We start from the raw sequence: 17500 nt of genomic DNA, 5'->3' as shown, positions 1-17500 counted from the left end.
ATTCAACCACTTATCGGCATTCGCATTACAGCCCTGGCGGCAAAGCTTGGCACTAGAAGCTCCGCCTCATGAACTGATGGGACCGCATCGCGAGCCCATTGCTTTGCCACCGGCATTGGGATGAATGAACAGCTTGGCGCCTCAGCGCAAAACGCGGTCGGGCCGATCGCGAGAGGGGCAGCTTTGCTTCATCGCAAGACCGAGCGAGCGGGAGAACAGGCAGAATTCTCCAGGGATTATTTTGCCTATTCGTTGACCAGACTGCGGTAAGATTGTGTAAAGCATTGCACAGATCGCATGGGTGACTTGAAAACTTGGCTGTTTTCGTTCTTCGCGTCGCAACATATATTCCAGCCATCAAATAGAGCTCAGCGCCGATCGGTGGCTGCTGGCAGATCAAACCCTCGGAAAGGGGCCCAACATGAACATCACTCGCTCTTTCAACAACTGGCGCAAGTATCGTCAGACGGTCACGGAACTCGGCCGCATGACCAACCGCGAATTGCATGACCTCGGCATCGACCGTTCGGACATTCACCGCGTTGCCCGCGAGGCTTCTTCTCGCTAATTCAAGTCGATCGCTGCTTCCTCCCGAGCAGATCCGCCAATGATTGAAACGCCCGCTGCACCGCAGCGGGCGTTTTCATTTGCACGCAATCCGCCGCCGCTCCGGTTGCGACCTTCCCAGCTCTTTCGCCCGCTTAAAAATTATTCACCGCTCAAATTGAGAGCATCATCGTGCACAATTGCATGGCAGACGCCTTTTATTTGCACTGCACAATGCGACCGATATCGCCTATATAAACATCAACCGCAGAGAGACAGGCGATCCCGCCGTCCCGCGGACGTTTGTTCGAGGAAGAAGACAATGAACCCGATCCGCATCGCAAAAAGCTGGCTCAGCTATCGTCGTACACTCAATGAACTCGGCAGCCTGTCGAACCAGACCCTGTCCGATATCGGCGTCAGCCGCTACGACATCCGCAACATCGCATCCCGGTCTTTCCGCTAATCGCGGTTCTGGCAACGGGCACGATGTTTCAAGACGGCGCCATCATCGGCGCCGTTTTTGATTCCGGGGTGTTGGATCGCACCTGCCGACATGATATCAGCCCGGAATGAACACGATCTCTTCCTACTCCCCTATCCACGTCGTCGGCGGCGGGCTTGCCGGTTCGGAAGCCGCGTGGCAGATCGCCAGTGTGGGCGTTCCCGTCATCCTGCATGAGATGCGCGGCGTGCGCGGCACGGATGCGCACAAGACCGACGATCTCGCCGAACTCGTCTGCTCCAATTCCTTCCGTTCCGACGATGCGACAAGCAATGCCGTCGGCGTCATCCATGCGGAAATGCGCATGGCGGGCTCGCTGATCATGGCCGCTGCCGACCGCCATCAGGTACCGGCCGGCGGCGCGCTCGCCGTCGATCGCGACGGCTTTTCGGATGCCGTGACCCGCGCCATCCACGACCACCCGCTCATCACCATCGTGCGCGAAGAGGTCACCGGCCTGCCGCCAAGCGACTGGGATCTTGCCATCGTCGCCACCGGACCGCTGACAGCGCCGTCGCTCGCCAGCGCCATCCAGGCGGAGACCGGTGAGGATTCGCTCGCCTTTTTCGACGCCATCGCTCCGATCGTCTACCGAGAGAGCATCGACATGGATATCTGCTGGTATCAGTCGCGCTACGACAAGGTCGGCCCCGGCGGCACCGGCAAGGATTACATCAACTGCCCGATGGACGAAGCGCAATACAACGCCTTCGTCGACGCGTTGATCGCAGGCGACACGGTCGGCTTCAAGGAATGGGAAGGCACCCCCTATTTCGACGGCTGCCTGCCGATCGAGGTCATGGCCGAACGCGGCCGCGAGACGCTGCGCCACGGGCCGATGAAGCCGATGGGGCTGACAAATGCGCATAACCCCAGCGTCAAGGCCTATGCGGTCGTGCAGCTACGTCAGGACAACGCGCTCGGCACCCTCTACAACATGGTCGGTTTCCAGACGAAATTGAAATATGGCGCGCAGGCGGAAATCTTCCGGATGATTCCCGGTCTTCAAAACGCGGATTTTGCCCGACTCGGCGGCCTGCACCGCAACACCTACATCAATTCCCCCACTCTGCTCGACCCGTCGCTGACGCTGAAATCACGGCCGGGCCTGCGTTTTGCGGGCCAGATCACCGGCTGCGAGGGATATGTGGAAAGCGCCAGCGTGGGTCTGATGGCCGGGCGTTTCGCCGCTGCCGAACGCAAGGGCGAGGCGATCTCGCTGCCGCCGGCGACGACGGCGCTCGGTTCGCTGCTCGGTCATATCACCGGCGGGCACATTGTGACCGACGAGGAGCCGGGCAAGCGATCGTTCCAGCCGATGAACATCAATTTCGGGCTGTTTCCGGAGCTCGAGCCCGGCTCGATCGTCAAGCCCGAGGGCCTCAAGCGCTTTCGCGGCAAGGACAAAACGATCATGAAACGGCAGTTGATTGCACGTCGCGCGCTTGCAGACTGCGCCGCCTGGCTCGGTCAGACACCGACCTTTGCCGAAAGTGCCTAAGCAGCTGTTCTACTGCTTGTTGGCTGCGGAAATACTGTCGGATGGCAGATCCTTATCCGGCTCGGCGATGTAATTGCCGAGCAGCCAGAGCGCAACTTCGGAAGCCTCCTTCGGCGAAGCAAACTCGAATCTGCCATTGTGGCTGGGCGCATCGAGAAATTCGATCGCCAACCCCCTGCCCGTCTCGGTGCTTACGGCACGCACGCGGCCGGGCTCGATCAGATGGCAAGAGAAATGGCGTGCCATGTTGCGCATGAGGCCGGCCTTGTTGTCGTGCAGGCGCACAAAGATCGCCTGACCGTTTTCCGTCGCCTGCAGCTGGCGGATCGCCTCGTTGGGAAAGGCGCGGCCGAACTCGATGATGGCCAGACCGGTGTCGTGCAGACTGTCCTCCTTGTTTTGCGCGGCCATGCGTGTGGCCACGAAAGCAAAGAAGATGACGATGGCGAAAAGGACGCACCAGACGATAATGCCCACGCCGAATCTCCGTTCAAAGCATAGTGGTAAGGACCTTGTAGTGCGCGAGACTTGCGCGAATTTGACCGATATCAGATTTTTCGGCGGCCCGCTGCCAGCGCCATTCTGAGCTGGCGGCGCCATTGCGGCGATTGCAGCGGCCGGTCGAACAGGAGAACACCCCGCCTCTGCGCCTTGAGCAGCACCGGTTCGGCCAGCGTTGCGGGCAGGAAGGCCGGGAACACGGCTGGTGCAATCGCCCCTGCCCCTCTCGCCTTTGCCAGATGCTCAAGGCCGAGGCCGGCGAAGGCCTCGATGGCGGCCGAGATGCGCGGCCGGTCTTCGCCGGCGAGGAAGGCGTCGCGATCGAGGCCGGTGGCCGCAAGGATCTGCAGCGGAATATAGATCTGGCCGCGGCGGCGATGCAGCGGCATCAGCAGCAACAGCCCGGCAATCGCCTGTGCGACGCCAGCATAGCCGGCGGCATCCGCCGAGCGCGGGGCGGCCTCCGGCGAAAGCACGAGGCTTGCCAGCTGGATCAGCGCGGAGGCCGTTTCTCCGGCATAACCTTCGAGCGAGACCCGCGTCTCCATTGGATCGTCGTAGAGGTCGAAGGTGCGGGCGTCGATCATATTGAGCAGCGTCCTGCGCGGCAGGCGATGGGTTTCGATCGCGGTCAGAAGTGCGGCGGCGACGGGATTGGCGGCCGTCGAGCCATGCGCGCTGCCTTCTAGCAGGTCACGCCAGTATTGCATGCGCACTTCGCCAGGCAGCGGCTCGTGCACAAGGTCGCGGATGCGGGCAAGCTCCGCATTGAACGCGTAAAGGGCCGCTAGCGCGCCGCGTTTCTCCTCCGGCGACAGAAGACAGGCGAGATATCGGTCGCGATCATTGTCGCGCAGCATCGCCAGGCAGACGTCCTGGTTGGTCGCTATCTTCGCATCAGCCATCGTCAGACCGCAATCAACGCCGCCGCGACGGCGCGCTGCTCCGACAGCATGATGTTGAAGGTGCGTACCGCGGCACCCGTGCTCATCGGATCGGAAGAAATGCCCCGCGCCTTCAGCGCCTGTTTCAATTCGTCGGGCAGACGGCGAAGCTCGGTTCCGGTGCCGACGAGCAGAACCTCGATATCATCAGCCTCATCAAGCACACGGCGGAAATTTTCAGGCGACAGCGGCTTCGACATGTCCATGTCCCAGCCGTAAATGCCGGAGGGCAGGCAAAGGATCGAGCCGCGATGCGACATGTCGGCAAAACGGAAACCGCCATTGCCGTAGGTGTCGATCGGAGCCCGGCCGGGAAAATGCGCCGCGCGGATTTCTATGCCTTTTGCCATGTTTTCAAACCACCGTGCCGGATTTTCGACCAGCATCTGTCTTGTTGCTCTCTTCTCCGTCGGAAGCCTCCGGCCGCAGCCGGAAGACGATCAACACGGGAGCAGCGATATAGATCGAAGAGAAAGTGCCGAGAGCTACTCCGAAGAGCATCGTAAAGGAGAAGGAGCGGATGACGTCGCCGCCGAACAGATAGAGCGCCAGCAAGGCGAGCAATGTCGTCGCCGCCGTCAGGACGGTGCGCGACAATGTCTGGTTGATCGAGGCATCGATCAGGATCGGCAGCGGCATCTTCCTGTATCGTTCAAGATTCTCGCGCATGCGGTCATAGACGACGACCGTGTCGTTCAGGGAATAACCGAGGATGGTCAGCACGGCGGCGATGCTCGTCAGGTTGAACTCGATGCCGGTCAGCACGAAGAGACCGAGCATGATGATGACGTCGTGCAGTGTGGCAATGATGGCGCCGACGGCGAACTGCCATTCGAAACGGATCCAGATATAGATCAGGATCGCCGCGAGTGCGGCTGCGACACCGAGCGTAGCCATCATCGTCAATTCGCCCGAGATGGCGGGCCCGACGACCTCGACGCGGCGGAAATCGTAATCGGCCTCGAGTTCGCCGCGCACCAGCGTCGCCGCCGATTGCTCGGCATTCTCGCCGCCGCCCTGGGACGCGATGCGGATCCGCGCATTCGAAAGGCCGCCCGTACGCTCGACGCTGACCTCGCCAAGATTGAGATCGTCGAGGCGTGATTTGAGATCAGCGATGTCGGCATTGCCCTGTTTCGCCGTCACCTCGATGAGCGAGCCGCCGGTGAAATCGATGCCGAGCTGCAGGCCAACGGTGGCAAAGGCCGCCATCGCGGTCAGCGAGATCACTGCCGACGCCGTGAAGACATAACGGCGGATTCCCATGAAACGCACATTGGCGTGCTCGAAAAGATGCGCGAGAACGCTCTTCGGCAGATGCCTGGGATGGCGCGCTTTCAGCCAGGCGGCGACGATCGAGTGCGTCAGCGTGAAAGCCGTGATGACAGTCGTCAGAATGCCGACCGCCAGCGTCACCGCGAACCCGCGAATGGACTCGCTGCCGAGAAACAGGAGAATGATGGCGGCGATGAAGATCGTGACATTCGCGTCGACGATCGTTGCGAAGGCGCGCGAGAAGCCGCGGCCGACGGCCTGCGCAAAGGAGGAACTGGCTCTTTCCTCTTCGCGGATGCGCTCATAGATCAGCACGTTGGAATCGACCGCCATGCCGACGATAAGCACGATGCCGGCAATACCGGGCAAAGTCAGCGTGGCGCCGGCAAGGCTGAGCGCAGCGACGATGAAGATCAGATTGACGAAGAGCGAGACGACGGCGATGGCGCCGAGAATACGGTAGAGCGCGATCATCAGCGCTGCGACCAGCACGACGGCGACGAGACCGGCAACCAGGCCGGAGAAGATGGAGTCGGCGCCGAAGCTCGGGCTGACGCTGCGCTCCTCGACGCTCGTCAGCGTCGCCGGCATGGCGCCGGCGCGCAGCATCACCGCAAGGTCGCGAACGCCATCCTCGGAGAAATTCGCCGAAATCCGGCCCTCGCCGCCGATGATCGCCGCATCGATGACCGGCGCAGACATCACCTGATCGTCAAAGACGATGGCAAGGTGCCTGCCGATATTTTGCGCTGTCGCCTGCGCCAGCCGCTGAGTACCCTCCGCATCGAGGCGATAGTCAATCGAGGTATCCTGCGTCTGCGGATCGACGACAGGCTCGATATCGATCATGTTGCTGCCGGTGACGAATGCCGTGCGGTCGACGAGATACGGAACAGGCGGATCGTCGAGCGAATAGAGCACCTCCGAGCTGGCCGGCCAGCGGCCGTTCAGCGCCTCCTGTCCCGACATGCTTTCGTCGAGCAGATGAAAGGAAAGCTTTGCCGGCTGGTTTAGAATATTCTTCAGCCGCTCCGCATCGACGGATCCCAGCACCTGCACGACGATCCGGTCGTCGCCATCGGGGCGAACCTGAAAGTCTTCATAGCCGAAGCCGGCGATGCGGCGGCCAACGATGTCGAGCGACCGGCTGCGGGCCGAGGCGATGTCGGCGGTGATGCCGGCATCGGATATCTGCAGTGAGAGCTGCCCTTCCTCGCCCTGTCGAAGCGCAAGGCCAGGCCCTGAATGTTCGTCACCGTTCGTCAGAGGCTTCAGGAGATCGACTGCCTTTTTCGCCTCAGCCGGATCGGTAATCCGGACAGTGACTGTCTGGCCGTTGCCGGTCAGGCCGGTATAGCGGATGCCGGCACCTCGCAGCGCCTTGCGCACATTCGCGACGGTCTCTTCCAAGCGGTCTTTGACGATATCGGAACGCTCGACCTTCAGAACGATATGGGAACCGCCCTGCAGGTCGAGACCGAGTGTCACGCGGTCGTTTTGCCACCATGTCGGCAGAGACGAGCGCTGCGCCTCGCTCAGGAGATTGGGCGCAGCAACGACGACGGCCGCAAACGCAACCAGCCAAATCAGAAGTGTTTTCAAGCGGGAAAAATGCAACATTCTCTCGACGATCTTCCGATCCGGCGGTTCCGCCGTTATCGCTTGTTACGCCGCGTCGGCCTTGACGGGCTCACCCTTGACGCGAACGTCCGAAATGCCGCTGCGGACGATGCGCACGCGAACACCTTCGGCAATCTCGACCTCGACTTCCTTATCATCGACGACCTTCGTCACCTTGCCGACAAGACCGCCGCCGGTCACGATCTGATCGCCACGGCGGATCGCCTTGAGAGTTTCCTCACGCTTCTTGGCCTGCGCGCGCTGCGGCCGGATCAGCAGGAAATACCAGACGACCATCAGCGGCACGAACAGGATGATCATTTCGAAACCGGGACCGCCGAATCCTGTTGCGGTATCGGTCGCAGTCTGGGCGAATGCCGGGGTGATGAACATGCTAAACTCCTCAGGCTTCTGTGGCGGAACTCCGCCTGCTTTTCAGGTTGCCGGACTATAGTTGCCGCTTGGATGAATGCAACAGAAACAGCCGGGAACAGTACCGATTTCGCTGCCTCATAACCTTTCCGCCGGCAAAACGCCATGGTAGGCGGCATCGAAAGATCAAAGCGGCTTGGCGCAGCGAGAAATCAGGAGGCCCATGATGACCGAGGAAATCAACACCGCCCTGCTTGCCGAACTAAAAAGGCTCGCTGACGCCGTGCAGCGTCTGGCCGGGCCGGCACCTGCCGCCAACGATTGGAATGCGGCCGACTGTTTCGTCTGGGCACCGTTGCGTCAGTATCTGCAGCCGGTGAAGAAGCCGAACCGGGTGGCGCTGAAGCTCATCCGCGGCGTCGACCATGTGCGCGATATCCTGCATGAGAATACGGTGCGGTTTGCCGAGGGTTATGCCGCCAACAACGTGCTCCTCTGGGGCGCGCGCGGCATGGGCAAATCCTCGCTTGTTAAGGCCGTGCATGAGGATGTCCGGCGGGAAAGCGGCGCGCCGCTGAAGCTGGTTGAAGTGCATCGGGAGGATATTGCCAGCCTGCCCAACCTGCTCGACCTCCTGAAAGACACGCCGTACCGTGTGATCGTCTTCTGCGACGACCTTTCCTTCGATCACGACGACACCGCCTACAAGTCGCTGAAGGCGGCACTCGATGGCGGCGTCGAAGGGCGACCCGACAATGTGCTCTTCTACGCCACGTCAAATCGGCGCCATCTTCTGCCGCGTCACATGATGGAAAACGAGCAGTCGACGGCGATCAATCCATCGGAGGCTGTCGAGGAAAAGGTCTCGCTGTCCGACCGCTTCGGTCTTTGGCTCGGCTTTCACAAATGCAGCCAGGAAGACTATCTCGGCATGATCGACGGCTATGCCGATCACTTCAAGCTCGGACTCGACCGTGACAAAATGCATGCCGAGGCGCTGGAATGGGCAACGACGCGCGGCGCGCGCTCCGGCCGCGTCGCTTGGCAATATATCCAGGATCTGGCCGGACGCACACGCGTTCATATCGACCGGACGTAGGCGCCTCTCGAAACGGAATCGACGCGACGAGATCTTAAAATGACAAAAGCCCGGCTGGTGGCCGGGCTTTTGCGCTCCTGGTACGCTATACCTATTCCAGGAAAGTCATCGGGTTGACCGGTGAGGCGTCCTTGCGCACCTCGAAATGGACCTGCGGCTGCTTGACATCGCCGCTCATGCCGGAGACGGCGACGGTCTGACCGCGCTGAATCTTCTGACCGCGAGTGACACTCAGCGTGTCGGCGTTGCCGTAGACGGTGACGGTGCCGTCGTCGTGACGGACGAGAACCGTGTTGCCGAGCTCCTTCAGGCCGTTGCCTGCGTAAATGACGACGCCGTTTTCCGCGGCCTTGATCGGCGTGCCCTGCGGGACCGAGATATCGATGCCGTCATTGCGGTTGCCGTTGACGTTGGCGCCATAGGCGGCAATCACCTGGCCGCGGACCGGCCAGCGATACTTGCCGATGCCGGTCGATTCCGGCGCGTCGGAGCTGACGTCGGACTTCTTCTCGACATCGTCAACGGTCTGCGTGGCGACCGGCGCCTTGTAGGGCGCAGGCTGAACGGACGCGGTCTGTTGAGCGGGCGCCGGATCAGCCGGCTTCGAATCGACCTTCTCAGCCGGGATCGAGGCGGTCTTGACAGTGTCGGCACCGCCGTTCGGGAGCTTCAGGGCCTGTCCGACGCGCAGCGAATTCGCCGAAAGATTGTTGGCGGCCTTGAGATCGTCGATGTTGGTGCCGGTGGCCTTCGCGATCTTCGCCAGAGAATCGCCCTGCTTCACGACATAGCTGCCGGCCGGCGTCTTCGGGTCCTTGCCGGCGCCAACCGGAACCTTGCCGGTGGGATCGGCGCTCGCCACGGCCTTGTCCCGCGCGGAATTGGCGCCGGGGACGACAGCGACCTTCTGTTCCGGCGCCTTGGCCGGGTCGGGCATATTGCCGGGCTTGGAAAGATCGGTCGCTTGCGAGGCCGCCTTGGCGGCATTGCCGCCGTTGAAAGTCGGGATCAGAATTGCCTGGCCAGGCTTGGCGGCCGAGGCCATTTTCAGATTGTTGACGCGCAGGATTTCCTTTTCCGGAACGCCAAAGCGCCGCGATAACGTCGCAATGCTCTCACCCGGACGCAGCGTGACAGAAGGCGCGTTGGTCGCGGACCAGCCGGAAACCTTCGGCGTCGTGCCCGTCGTCAAAGAATCGGGCGTCGGCTTCGGGGCAGCCGGCGCTACGAGCCGCGGTTTTTCAGGCTGCGTTGAAGCCGGGAAAGGCTGGGCAAGCGCAACTTCCCTTTCCCGCTGGCGAGAGGGCGCGACAGCCGTCGGAGCAGCGAGTTCGGAACGCTGTATCGACACCGGCGAGGAAGCCATGCGTGCGCTCGACGTGCGCACCGGCTCGTAACCCTGGCGCGCCGGATAGGGCTGATTCAGCGTATTGTTGCCACCGTAACCCGACTGGGTGGCGACGGCGGAACCGCCGAGATCGGCGCGCGGCACCGGATCACCTTGCTGACCGCCGCGCGGAATGGAACTGGTGGTGATCTGATCCTGCCCTGAGGAGGAAAACAGGCCGCCGAACCGTGTCACATCGGAACTGCAGCCCGTTGCGGTACTCGCCAGCAGGCCCACAACCAGGAGATTACCGGCCGACTTACCGAACTTCGGCGAAAGACTGAAACGCATTGACTCGACCCACTGAGAACGCAACCATTTGTGAGTCTATTAAAACGCGTTAGTATTACCACGTGGTTAAGACGCTGGAATCAGTGCGATATTTTTGAGAAGTTGATAACCATAGCTTACGGGTGAAAAATCGCAGTGTCTGGAAGGTGATGCCGAAAACTGCGCGGGCTTTCGGACGCCGCCTCTACAGCAGCGAGGCAAGACGCGGAACGATCGGCAGATAGGGCGCTTCGAACAGTTCCTCGCGTTCGAAACGGCTGCCGGTTTTCGTCAGCCGCACCATGCGACACTCATTCTCCGAAATCATCAGCGGCGCAATCATCGAACCACCGGAAACGAGTTGGTCGGTATAAAAGCGCGGCATGGCATTGAATGCGGCGGTGACCAGGATACGGTCGAAAGTGCCCTCTCCCTGCATGCCGGCGCTGCCGTCGGCGTGGCGGATGACGACGTTGCGCAAACCAAGCGATTCCATGCGCCGCTGTGCGGCCGTCGTCAGCGTCTTGTAGCGGTCGATCGACAGAACACGCTCGGCCAGACGGCCCATGACAGCGGCGGTGAAGCCGCTGCCGGTGCCGACTTCCAGGACGCGCTGCCCCGGTTTGAGCTTCAGGTGATGCAGGATGCGGACGACAAAATCGATGCCTTCAAGGAAGGAGCCACATTCGATCGGTATCGTCCGGCTCGAATAGGCGTCGTCGGAAAATTGCGGCGGCACGAATAGCGAGCGCTGCGTCTGCTCGACCGCCGTCAGCAGATCGAGATCGGATATGCCTTCGGCGCGCAGTCTGAGGACAAGCGCCGCGAAGCCCTCCTTCTCCGCCAGTCTTGCCGTCAAACTTGTGCTCCGTATCCCAGGGCCCGCGCCACGCGGTCCGTCACGGAATAATCGGTCAGATCCAGTTTCAAAGGCGTTACCGAAATCTTATTATGCTTCAAGGCGTGAATATCGGTACCTTCGATGAAGGCACCGGCACGTTCGCCGAACTTCAGCCAGTAATAGGGAAAACCCCGGCCATCGGAGCGAGCCTCGACCTGCAGGTTGAAGGCAAGCTTGCCCTGCATGGTGACCTCGGCGCCATCGACCTCGTCGGGACGGCAGTTCGGGAAGTTGAGATTGAGGAACGTGCCCTCCGGCAGGTCGAGCACCATCAGCTTTTCCAGAAGAGCCGGCGCATGCGCTTCGCAGACCTCCCAAGGCACGATGCGCGCGCCGTTCTCGTAAAGGTAAGCTTGGCTCAGCGCAAAGGAGCGCACGCCCTGCATCGTGCCTTCGATGGCGCCCGCGATCGTGCCGGAATAGGTCACGTCGTCTGCTACGTTCGAACCCGAATTGACGCCGGAGAGAACGAGATCAGGCTTGATGTCCATCACCTGCCGGATGCCCATGATGACGCAATCCGTCGGCGTGCCGCGCAAGGCGAAATGCTTGTCGGAAATCTTGCGCAGCCGCAACGGCTCGGAAAGGCTCAGCGAATGGGCCAGGCCGCTCTGGTCGGTCTCGGGCGCCACGATCCAGACGTCGTCGGACAGTATGCGGGCGATCCGCTCCAGCGCAGCAAGGCCTTCGGCATGGATGCCATCGTCATTCGTGAGCAGGATGCGCATCGCCTCAGGCCGCCCGTTCGATCTTGGTCATTCCGCCCATATAGGGCAGCAAAACGCCCGGAATCGTGACGGAGCCGTCTTCGTTCAGATAATTTTCAAGGACGGCGATCAGGCAGCGGCCGACGGCAGTGCCGGATCCGTTCAGCGTGTGAACGAACTTGTTGCTCTTCTCGTCCTTGCCGCGGTAGCGCGCGTTCATGCGCCGGGCCTGGAAATCGCCGCAGACCGAGCAGGAGGAGATCTCGCGGAAAGTGTTCTGCCCCGGCAGCCAGACTTCGAGATCGTAGGTCTTGCGCGAGCCGAAGCCCATGTCGCCGGTGCAAAGCGTCACCGTGCGGAAATGCAGACCGAGGCGCTTCAGCACCTCCTCCGCACAGGCGGTCATCCTTTCATGCTCGGCAATGGAGCTCTCGGCATCGGTGATCGAAACGAGCTCGCATTTCCAGAACTGGTGCTGGCGCAGCATGCCGCGCGTGTCGCGGCCGGCCGAGCCCGCTTCCGAGCGGAAGGACGGGGTCAAGGCGGTGAAGCGCAGCGGCAGCTTTTCCTGGTCGAGGATTTCCTCGCGCACCAGATTGGTCAGCGTCACCTCAGCCGTCGGAATGAGGTAGCGACCGTCCGTCGTCTTGAACAGATCCTCTTCGAACTTCGGCAGGCTGCCGGTGCCGAACACCGCTTCGGCGCGCACCATCAGCGGCGAGCTGACTTCGGTATAGCCGTGCTCGCTGGTGTGAAGGTCGATCATGAACTGGCCGAGCGCCCGTTCAAGTCTCGCGAGCGGCCCGGTCAGAACCGTGAAGCGCGAACCGGAGAGCTTGGCAGCACGGTCGAAATCCATATAGCCGAGCGCCTCGCCGATTTCGAAATGCTCCTTCGGCGTGTGGTTCCAACGCGGCTTTTCGCCAACGATGCGGCTGACGACATTGTCGTGCTCGTCCTTGCCGACAGGAACGTCGTCGAAGGGCACGTTCGGGATGCGCGAGAGAGCGTCGTTGAGTTCGGCCGTCAGCTGACGGTCCTCTTCCTCGATCGCCGGCAGCAAGTTCTTCAGTTCGGCGACCTCGGCCTTCAGCTTCTCGGCAAGCTCGCCGTTCTTCTGGGCCATCGCTGCGCCGATCTCCTTGGATGCGGCGTTGCGGCGGGACAGCAGATCCTGCGTCTTTTGCACGGCGGAGCGGCGCTTTTCATCGAGGGCCACGAGACTTTGGGCCAGAGGCTCCGCGCCGCGCTTGGCAAGAGCGGCATCGAGCGCTTCGGGATTCTCACGGATCCATTTGATATCGAGCATCGTCGTTCCAGGTCGTTGCAACAGAAATGACCGGCCAAAGCCTGACCGGGCCTCGACCGGATGAGACGGCGTCATAAAAGGATTTCCGGATCGCCTCAGACGCTGTCGGTCTTGGCAACGTCCGCGGATCCGCTTTCCTTTTCGAGCGCCTGCCGGGCACGCTGGCGCTCCACGAGTCGCGCCGCATAGATGGAAATCTCGTAGAGAAGGATCGTTGGTAGCGCAAGACCGATCTGGGACATCGGATCCGGCGGCGTCAGCACGGCGGCGACGACGAAGGCGAGCACGATGGCGAACTTGCGCTTTTCGGCGAGCCATTGCGACGTCAGCAGACCGACGCGGGCAAGCAGAGTCGTGATGACGGGCAGTTGGAAGACGAGGCCGAAGGAGAAGACCAGCGTCATGATGAGGCTCAGATATTCCGAGACCTTCGGCATCAGCGAGATCGCCACCTCGTCATGACCCGGCGCCTGCTGCATCGACAGGAAGAACCACATGACCATCGGCGTAAAGAAGAAATAGACGAGCGCAGCCCCCATCAGGAACAGGACCGGCGACGCGATAAGGAACGGCAGGAAGGCCTGGCGCTCGTTCTTGTAGAGGCCGGGTGCCACGAACTTATAGACTTGGGCGGCAATGATGGGGAAAGCGACCACCAGGCCGCCGAACATCGCCACCTTGACCTGGGTAAAGAAGAACTCCTGGGGCGCCGTATAAATCAGCTGGGCCTTCTCGACGTCGAGATGCGCCCACTCCACAGCCGTCTTGTAGGGAATGACCAGGTAGTTGAAGAGATGCTTGGCAAAGAAGAAGCATGCGATGAAAGCCACGAAAAACGCGCCGATCGACCAGATCAGCCGTGTGCGCAGCTCCATCAGGTGCTCGATCAGCGGCTGCGGCTTGTCTTCGATATCACCGCTCATGCCTCGTCCTTCTTCTTCGTCTGCGTCGGCTTCTTCGACGTTGCAGGCTTCCTGACCGCCGCGGCCCGCTTCGGCTTTTCCACAGGTACGGCAACGACTTCGGCGGCATCGACCTTGTCGGCGGCCTTGACGCGTGGCTTGCGCACGGCCTTCGGCTTGCCGGCAACCGTATCGGCCCGGGCAGTCGCTGCTGCGACGGGCTCGGGCTGCGCAGGCGCCGGCACCAGGGGCGGCGTTTCCGGCAGGCTCATCGTCGGCGTCGGGGCCGAGACGGCAGCCGGCGGCACTTCGGTCTTATTTTCCGGAGCCACAGTCGTCTTCTGCAAGTCGGCCTTGATCTCGTTGCCCATCTGGCGAAGCGGGTTCATCGCCTCGCGCAGGCTATTAACCGGGTTGAGCTTCTGGGCGTCGCTGATCGTCTGGCGGACATCGTCAAGCTCGGCTTCGCGCAACGCTTCGTCGAATTGCGCCCGAAACTCACCCGCAACCTTGCGGGCGCGCTGCGTCATCTTGCCGAAAGCGCGCAGCATCGGCGGCAAATCCTTCGGACCGACAACGACGATCAGCACGACCGCGATGACCAAAAGCTCGGTCCAGCCAATATCGAACATGCAAGGCTCCTGGACGGGAAGCGCGGGGGCTGCGCTTTTTCCCGGACTTGATTACTTCGTTTCGTCGGCCTTGTGATCGACGGTCTTTGCCGTTTCCGGCGCGTCTTCGTCCGTCATGCCCTTCTTGAAGCTTTTGATGCCCTTGGCAACATCGCCCATCAGTTCCGGAATCTTGCCGCGACCGAACAACAACAGCACGATGACCAGAACGATCAGCCAGTGCCACATGCTAAGAGAACCCATCACTCTAACTCCCTGTTTCGATGTTCCCACGATGTAAGGATTTCTGACACCGTTTCCAACATTAAGCCCTTTGAACTGCGCTTAATGTCACGGTATCGCCCTTTATGACAAGCCACTGACCCATCGAAAAATCGTGAGCACCATTGTTTTCGTCTTGCATGGCAAAAGCAAGAGGAAGTCCTTCAATCTTCGGAGGTAGAACGGGGGGCGAGCAACCCGAGTTCTTCGAGATCCATCTGGGTGATCGGATCTTCGTCCTCGGTCAATTCGTCGTTCATCGACGGCGACGGAATATTGAAATTCGCCGGGATACGGCCCGACAACAGGCCCGCCCCCTTCAATTCTTCGAGACCGGGCAGATCGCGCAGTTCCTCGAGGCCGAAATGGTCGAGGAAATCGCGCGTCGTACCCAATGTCACCGGCCGGCCCGGTGTGCGCCGGCGGCCGCGAAACCGCACCCAGCCGGCTTCCATCAGCACGTCGAGCGTGCCGCGCGAGGTTTGAACGCCGCGGATATCCTCGATCTCGGCGCGCGTCACCGGCTGGTGATAGGCGATGATTGCCAGCACTTCCAGCGCGGCGCGCGAAAGCTTCTTCACCTCGTTGTCGTCACGGCGGATGACGAAGGAGAGATCGGCGGCGGTGCGGAAGGCCCAGGCGCCTTCGACCTGGACCAGATTGACGCCCCGTGGCGCATATTGCTCCTTCAGGCGCAGCATGATCGCGCGCACGTCGGCGCCCCTCGGCAGGCGCTCGGCCAGGAAAACTTCGGAAACGGGCTGCGAGGAGGCGAAGACCAGCGCCTCGGCGGTGCGCTCGGCCTCGATCTCGGCCCGCAAGTCGCGGCCTTCCCCCTCGTCGCTCCTGGGATCGATCAAGCCGGCCGCTCCTGTTCCACCACCTGCAGCGTAGCGTGCTTGGGACCGCGACGCATGAAAATCGGCTGAAAGGCGCCGTCCTGGCGGATTTCGAGCTTGCCCTCGCGCACCAGCTCTAGCGAGGCGGCAAAGGCGCTGGCGATCGCCGTGACGCGTTCCTCAGGCCCTGCGAGATAACGCAGCAGATAATGTTCCATCGCCGTCCAGTCGCCGACCTCGCCGATTATCTGGGTCAGCAGCTCGCGGGCATCGGTCAGCGACCAGACATTACGCCTCTCGATCGTCACCTGGGTGACGGCATGGCGCTGACGCAGCGCCGCATAGGCGGTCAGGAGATCGTAGAGGCTTGCCGCATAAGCGGATTGCTGCCGGTCGGGAATATGCTCGGGTGCACCGCGGGCGAAGATATCGCGGCCGAGGCGGTTGCGGTTGACGAGGCCATCCGCCGCCTGACGCATGGCCTCGAGACGCTTCAGGCGGAAAGCAAGGCTTGCCGCCATTTCTTCGCCCGAGGGACCGTCATCCTTGACCTGCTGGGGAATGAGCAGCCGCGATTTGAGATAGGCAAGCCAGGCCGCCATGACGAGATAGTCGGCGGCAAGCTCGATGCGGATGCGCCGGGCGCTTTCGACGAACTGCAGATATTGCTCGGCGAGCGCCAACACGGAAATTCGCGACAGGTCGACCTTCTGGTTGCGGGCGAGGTAGAGCAGCAGGTCGAGCGGGCCTTCGAATCCGGCGACGTCGATCACCAGCGCCGGCTCGTGGCTGGCGCGCTCGGCGCCGTTCTCCTGCCACAGCTTGTCCATCGGCGTTGCCGCCTGCGGACGTTCCGAGCCCTTGACCGTGCTGACCACCCTGCTCTCCTACGATCACACCGACACCAACATCGCCTCGAATTCCGCCCTCAATTCCGCCTCATCGGCACCATCCGGCGCGGCAAAGCCTGCTTCTACCGCTTTTGCGCGGGCAAGCGAAAGACCGGCGAGCGGCGGAACATTTGCCACGACCTCCCGCATCTCGTCCATATGGCCATTGCAATGCAGCACGATATCGCATCCGCCTGCAATGATATTCGCCGCCCGTTCGCCGATCGTGCCGGAAAGCGCATTCATAGAGCTATCGTCGGAAAGCAGCAGACCGTCAAAGCCGATATGCTGACGGATGACGCCGTCGATCACCTTGCGCGAGGTCGTCGCTGGATTGTCCGGATCGATCGATGTGAAGACGAGATGGCAGGTCATTGCCATCAGCTCGTCCTTCATCGCGATGAAGGGTGGGAAATCACGGGCCTCCAGCTCATCGCGCGAGACCGTGACGACAGGCAGCTCCAGATGTGAATCGGCAAAGCTGCGACCGTGGCCGGGCATATGTTTCATGACAGGCAGCAGGCCGCCGGCCTTCAGCCCCTCGCCAGCCACCCGTCCCATGGCGATGACGGTTTCGGGATCGCCGCCATAGGCGCGGTCGCCGATGACGTTGCTGCTGCCTTCGACCGGCACGTCGAGAACCGGCAGGCAATCGACATTGATGCCGAGCTTCGAAAGGTCGAAGGCATGCAGGCGCGACATCAGCCAAGCGGCGCGCAGCCCGAGCGCCGGATCGCGGCGATAGACATCGCCAAGCGCCTGGCCTGCGGGATAACGCGGCAGAACCGGCGGACGGATGCGCTGGACGCGACCGCCCTCCTGATCGATCAGCACCGGCGCATGCCAGCCGACGCTGTCGCGCAGTTCGGCGACGAGATCAGTGATCTGCGCTGCTTCGGAGATATTGCGCCCGAAGAGAATGAAGCCCCAGGGCCGTTCGTCCCGGTAAAAGGCTTTTTCTTCGGATGTGAGGGCAAGGCCGCTGCAGCCAAGGATCATCGCTTTTGATTCGGTCATGGACGAATCATAGACGGCGGCG

General features: G+C 61.7%; 19 protein-coding genes. 4 read left to right on the top strand and 15 right to left on the bottom strand.

Annotated features, from left to right (window positions below):
• Positions 1-421: 421 nt before the first annotated feature.
• The 3 genes from HJC00_RS26540 (at position 422) to trmFO (ending at position 2552) form a co-directional block, all read left to right on the top strand.
• Positions 422-568, top strand: a complete 147-nt coding sequence (locus HJC00_RS26540) for a DUF1127 domain-containing protein (protein ID WP_004678838.1) — start codon at positions 422-424, stop codon at positions 566-568.
• A 300-nt stretch (positions 569-868) separates the two neighbouring features.
• On the top strand, positions 869-1012 hold the full coding sequence (locus HJC00_RS33185; protein ID WP_004678841.1) for a DUF1127 domain-containing protein: 144 nt from the start codon (positions 869-871) through the stop codon (positions 1010-1012).
• A gap of 106 nt (positions 1013-1118) precedes the next feature.
• The gene (gene trmFO / locus HJC00_RS26530; protein ID WP_210628116.1) at positions 1119-2552 is read left to right on the top strand and encodes a methylenetetrahydrofolate--tRNA-(uracil(54)-C(5))-methyltransferase (FADH(2)-oxidizing) TrmFO; all 1434 of its coding nucleotides are present in this window, start codon (positions 1119-1121) and stop codon (positions 2550-2552) included.
• Positions 2553-2561: 9 nt separating this feature from the next.
• On the opposite strand, the gene HJC00_RS26525 is transcribed toward trmFO, so the two are convergent.
• The 5 genes from HJC00_RS26525 to yajC all read right to left on the bottom strand — a co-directional run bounded on the left by HJC00_RS26525 (position 2562) and on the right by yajC (position 7285).
• Positions 2562-3029 (bottom strand): hypothetical protein, encoded by a 468-nt coding sequence (locus HJC00_RS26525; RefSeq protein ID WP_210628117.1) that lies wholly within the window; start codon positions 3027-3029, stop codon positions 2562-2564.
• 71 nt (positions 3030-3100) lie between these two features.
• A complete protein-coding gene (locus HJC00_RS26520) occupies positions 3101-3958 on the bottom strand; it encodes a phytoene/squalene synthase family protein (protein WP_210628118.1) in 858 nt (285 codons plus the stop codon).
• Positions 3959-3960: 2 nt separating this feature from the next.
• Complete coding sequence (locus HJC00_RS26515) at positions 3961-4347, bottom strand: Mth938-like domain-containing protein (RefSeq protein ID WP_184452546.1); 387 nt, start codon at positions 4345-4347, stop codon at positions 3961-3963.
• A 4-nt stretch (positions 4348-4351) separates the two neighbouring features.
• Entirely contained in the window at positions 4352-6892 is a 2541-nt protein-coding gene (gene secDF / locus HJC00_RS26510; RefSeq protein ID WP_221164830.1) for a protein translocase subunit SecDF, read from the bottom strand.
• A 45-nt stretch (positions 6893-6937) separates the two neighbouring features.
• Complete coding sequence (gene yajC, locus HJC00_RS26505) at positions 6938-7285, bottom strand: preprotein translocase subunit YajC (protein ID WP_221164829.1); 348 nt, start codon at positions 7283-7285, stop codon at positions 6938-6940.
• A 205-nt stretch (positions 7286-7490) separates the two neighbouring features.
• On the opposite strand from yajC, the gene HJC00_RS26500 reads away from it, so the two are divergent.
• Entirely contained in the window at positions 7491-8363 is an 873-nt protein-coding gene (locus HJC00_RS26500; protein ID WP_210628121.1) for an ATP-binding protein, read from the top strand.
• 91 nt (positions 8364-8454) lie between these two features.
• Here the strand turns inward: HJC00_RS26500 and HJC00_RS26495 are convergent, their stop codons facing one another.
• The 10 genes from HJC00_RS26495 to nagZ form a co-directional block, all read right to left on the bottom strand.
• Positions 8455-10041: a peptidoglycan DD-metalloendopeptidase family protein gene (locus tag HJC00_RS26495; protein ID WP_210628122.1), complete on the bottom strand. Its 1587-nt coding sequence runs from the start codon at positions 10039-10041 to the stop codon at positions 8455-8457.
• A gap of 184 nt (positions 10042-10225) precedes the next feature.
• On the bottom strand, positions 10226-10879 hold the full coding sequence (locus HJC00_RS26490; RefSeq protein WP_210628123.1) for a protein-L-isoaspartate(D-aspartate) O-methyltransferase: 654 nt from the start codon (positions 10877-10879) through the stop codon (positions 10226-10228).
• Positions 10876-11649, bottom strand: coding sequence for a 5'/3'-nucleotidase SurE (gene surE, locus HJC00_RS26485; protein ID WP_221164828.1), 774 nt, complete (start codon positions 11647-11649; stop codon positions 10876-10878). The genes HJC00_RS26490 and surE overlap by 4 nt, the downstream gene beginning before the upstream one ends.
• Positions 11650-11653: 4 nt before the next feature.
• Complete coding sequence (gene serS, locus HJC00_RS26480) at positions 11654-12937, bottom strand: serine--tRNA ligase (RefSeq protein ID WP_210628125.1); 1284 nt, start codon at positions 12935-12937, stop codon at positions 11654-11656.
• 95 nt (positions 12938-13032) lie between these two features.
• The gene (gene tatC, locus HJC00_RS26475; RefSeq protein ID WP_210628126.1) at positions 13033-13860 is read right to left on the bottom strand and encodes a twin-arginine translocase subunit TatC; all 828 of its coding nucleotides are present in this window, start codon (positions 13858-13860) and stop codon (positions 13033-13035) included.
• Positions 13857-14471 (bottom strand): Sec-independent protein translocase protein TatB, encoded by a 615-nt coding sequence (gene tatB, locus HJC00_RS26470; protein WP_221164827.1) that lies wholly within the window; start codon positions 14469-14471, stop codon positions 13857-13859. The genes tatC and tatB overlap by 4 nt, the downstream gene beginning before the upstream one ends.
• A 51-nt stretch (positions 14472-14522) precedes the next feature.
• Positions 14523-14714: a twin-arginine translocase TatA/TatE family subunit gene (locus HJC00_RS26465; protein ID WP_011425113.1), complete on the bottom strand. Its 192-nt coding sequence runs from the start codon at positions 14712-14714 to the stop codon at positions 14523-14525.
• 182 nt (positions 14715-14896) lie between these two features.
• Complete coding sequence (gene scpB / locus HJC00_RS26460; RefSeq protein ID WP_210628128.1) at positions 14897-15592, bottom strand: SMC-Scp complex subunit ScpB; 696 nt, start codon at positions 15590-15592, stop codon at positions 14897-14899.
• A complete protein-coding gene (locus HJC00_RS26455; RefSeq protein ID WP_210631639.1) occupies positions 15589-16401 on the bottom strand; it encodes a ScpA family protein in 813 nt (270 codons plus the stop codon). The genes scpB and HJC00_RS26455 overlap by 4 nt, the downstream gene beginning before the upstream one ends.
• A gap of 63 nt (positions 16402-16464) precedes the next feature.
• A complete protein-coding gene (nagZ, locus tag HJC00_RS26450) occupies positions 16465-17478 on the bottom strand; it encodes a beta-N-acetylhexosaminidase (protein ID WP_221164826.1) in 1014 nt (337 codons plus the stop codon).
• Between the last annotated feature and the right edge of the window lie 22 nt (positions 17479-17500).

Origin of the sequence: Rhizobium sp. NLR22b (genome assembly GCF_019685295.1) — a bacterium.
Classification (GTDB): Bacteria; Pseudomonadota; Alphaproteobacteria; order Rhizobiales; family Rhizobiaceae; genus Rhizobium.
This window is presented reverse-complemented; position numbering and strand designations above follow the sequence as displayed.

What these genes read in the sequence shown, in the direction of transcription:
- HJC00_RS26500 (WP_210628121.1), top strand. Translation starts at nt 7,491, where the DNA reads ATGACCGAGGAAATCAACACCGCCCTGCTTGCCGAACTAAAAAGGCTC.
- HJC00_RS26495 (WP_210628122.1), bottom strand. Translation starts at nt 10,041, where the DNA reads ATGCGTTTCAGTCTTTCGCCGAAGTTCGGTAAGTCGGCCGGTAATCTC.
- secDF (WP_221164830.1), bottom strand. Translation starts at nt 6,892, where the DNA reads ATGTTGCATTTTTCCCGCTTGAAAACACTTCTGATTTGGCTGGTTGCG.
- HJC00_RS26465 (WP_011425113.1), bottom strand. Translation starts at nt 14,714, where the DNA reads ATGGGTTCTCTTAGCATGTGGCACTGGCTGATCGTTCTGGTCATCGTG.
- HJC00_RS26520 (WP_210628118.1), bottom strand. Translation starts at nt 3,958, where the DNA reads ATGGCTGATGCGAAGATAGCGACCAACCAGGACGTCTGCCTGGCGATG.
- tatB (WP_221164827.1), bottom strand. Translation starts at nt 14,471, where the DNA reads ATGTTCGATATTGGCTGGACCGAGCTTTTGGTCATCGCGGTCGTGCTG.
- yajC (WP_221164829.1), bottom strand. Translation starts at nt 7,285, where the DNA reads ATGTTCATCACCCCGGCATTCGCCCAGACTGCGACCGATACCGCAACA.
- nagZ (WP_221164826.1), bottom strand. Translation starts at nt 17,478, where the DNA reads ATGACCGAATCAAAAGCGATGATCCTTGGCTGCAGCGGCCTTGCCCTC.
- serS (WP_210628125.1), bottom strand. Translation starts at nt 12,937, where the DNA reads ATGCTCGATATCAAATGGATCCGTGAGAATCCCGAAGCGCTCGATGCC.
- surE (WP_221164828.1), bottom strand. Translation starts at nt 11,649, where the DNA reads ATGCGCATCCTGCTCACGAATGACGATGGCATCCATGCCGAAGGCCTT.
- HJC00_RS33185 (WP_004678841.1), top strand. Translation starts at nt 869, where the DNA reads ATGAACCCGATCCGCATCGCAAAAAGCTGGCTCAGCTATCGTCGTACA.
- trmFO (WP_210628116.1), top strand. Translation starts at nt 1,119, where the DNA reads ATGAACACGATCTCTTCCTACTCCCCTATCCACGTCGTCGGCGGCGGG.
- HJC00_RS26455 (WP_210631639.1), bottom strand. Translation starts at nt 16,401, where the DNA reads ATGGACAAGCTGTGGCAGGAGAACGGCGCCGAGCGCGCCAGCCACGAG.
- tatC (WP_210628126.1), bottom strand. Translation starts at nt 13,860, where the DNA reads ATGAGCGGTGATATCGAAGACAAGCCGCAGCCGCTGATCGAGCACCTG.
- HJC00_RS26515 (WP_184452546.1), bottom strand. Translation starts at nt 4,347, where the DNA reads ATGGCAAAAGGCATAGAAATCCGCGCGGCGCATTTTCCCGGCCGGGCT.
- HJC00_RS26540 (WP_004678838.1), top strand. Translation starts at nt 422, where the DNA reads ATGAACATCACTCGCTCTTTCAACAACTGGCGCAAGTATCGTCAGACG.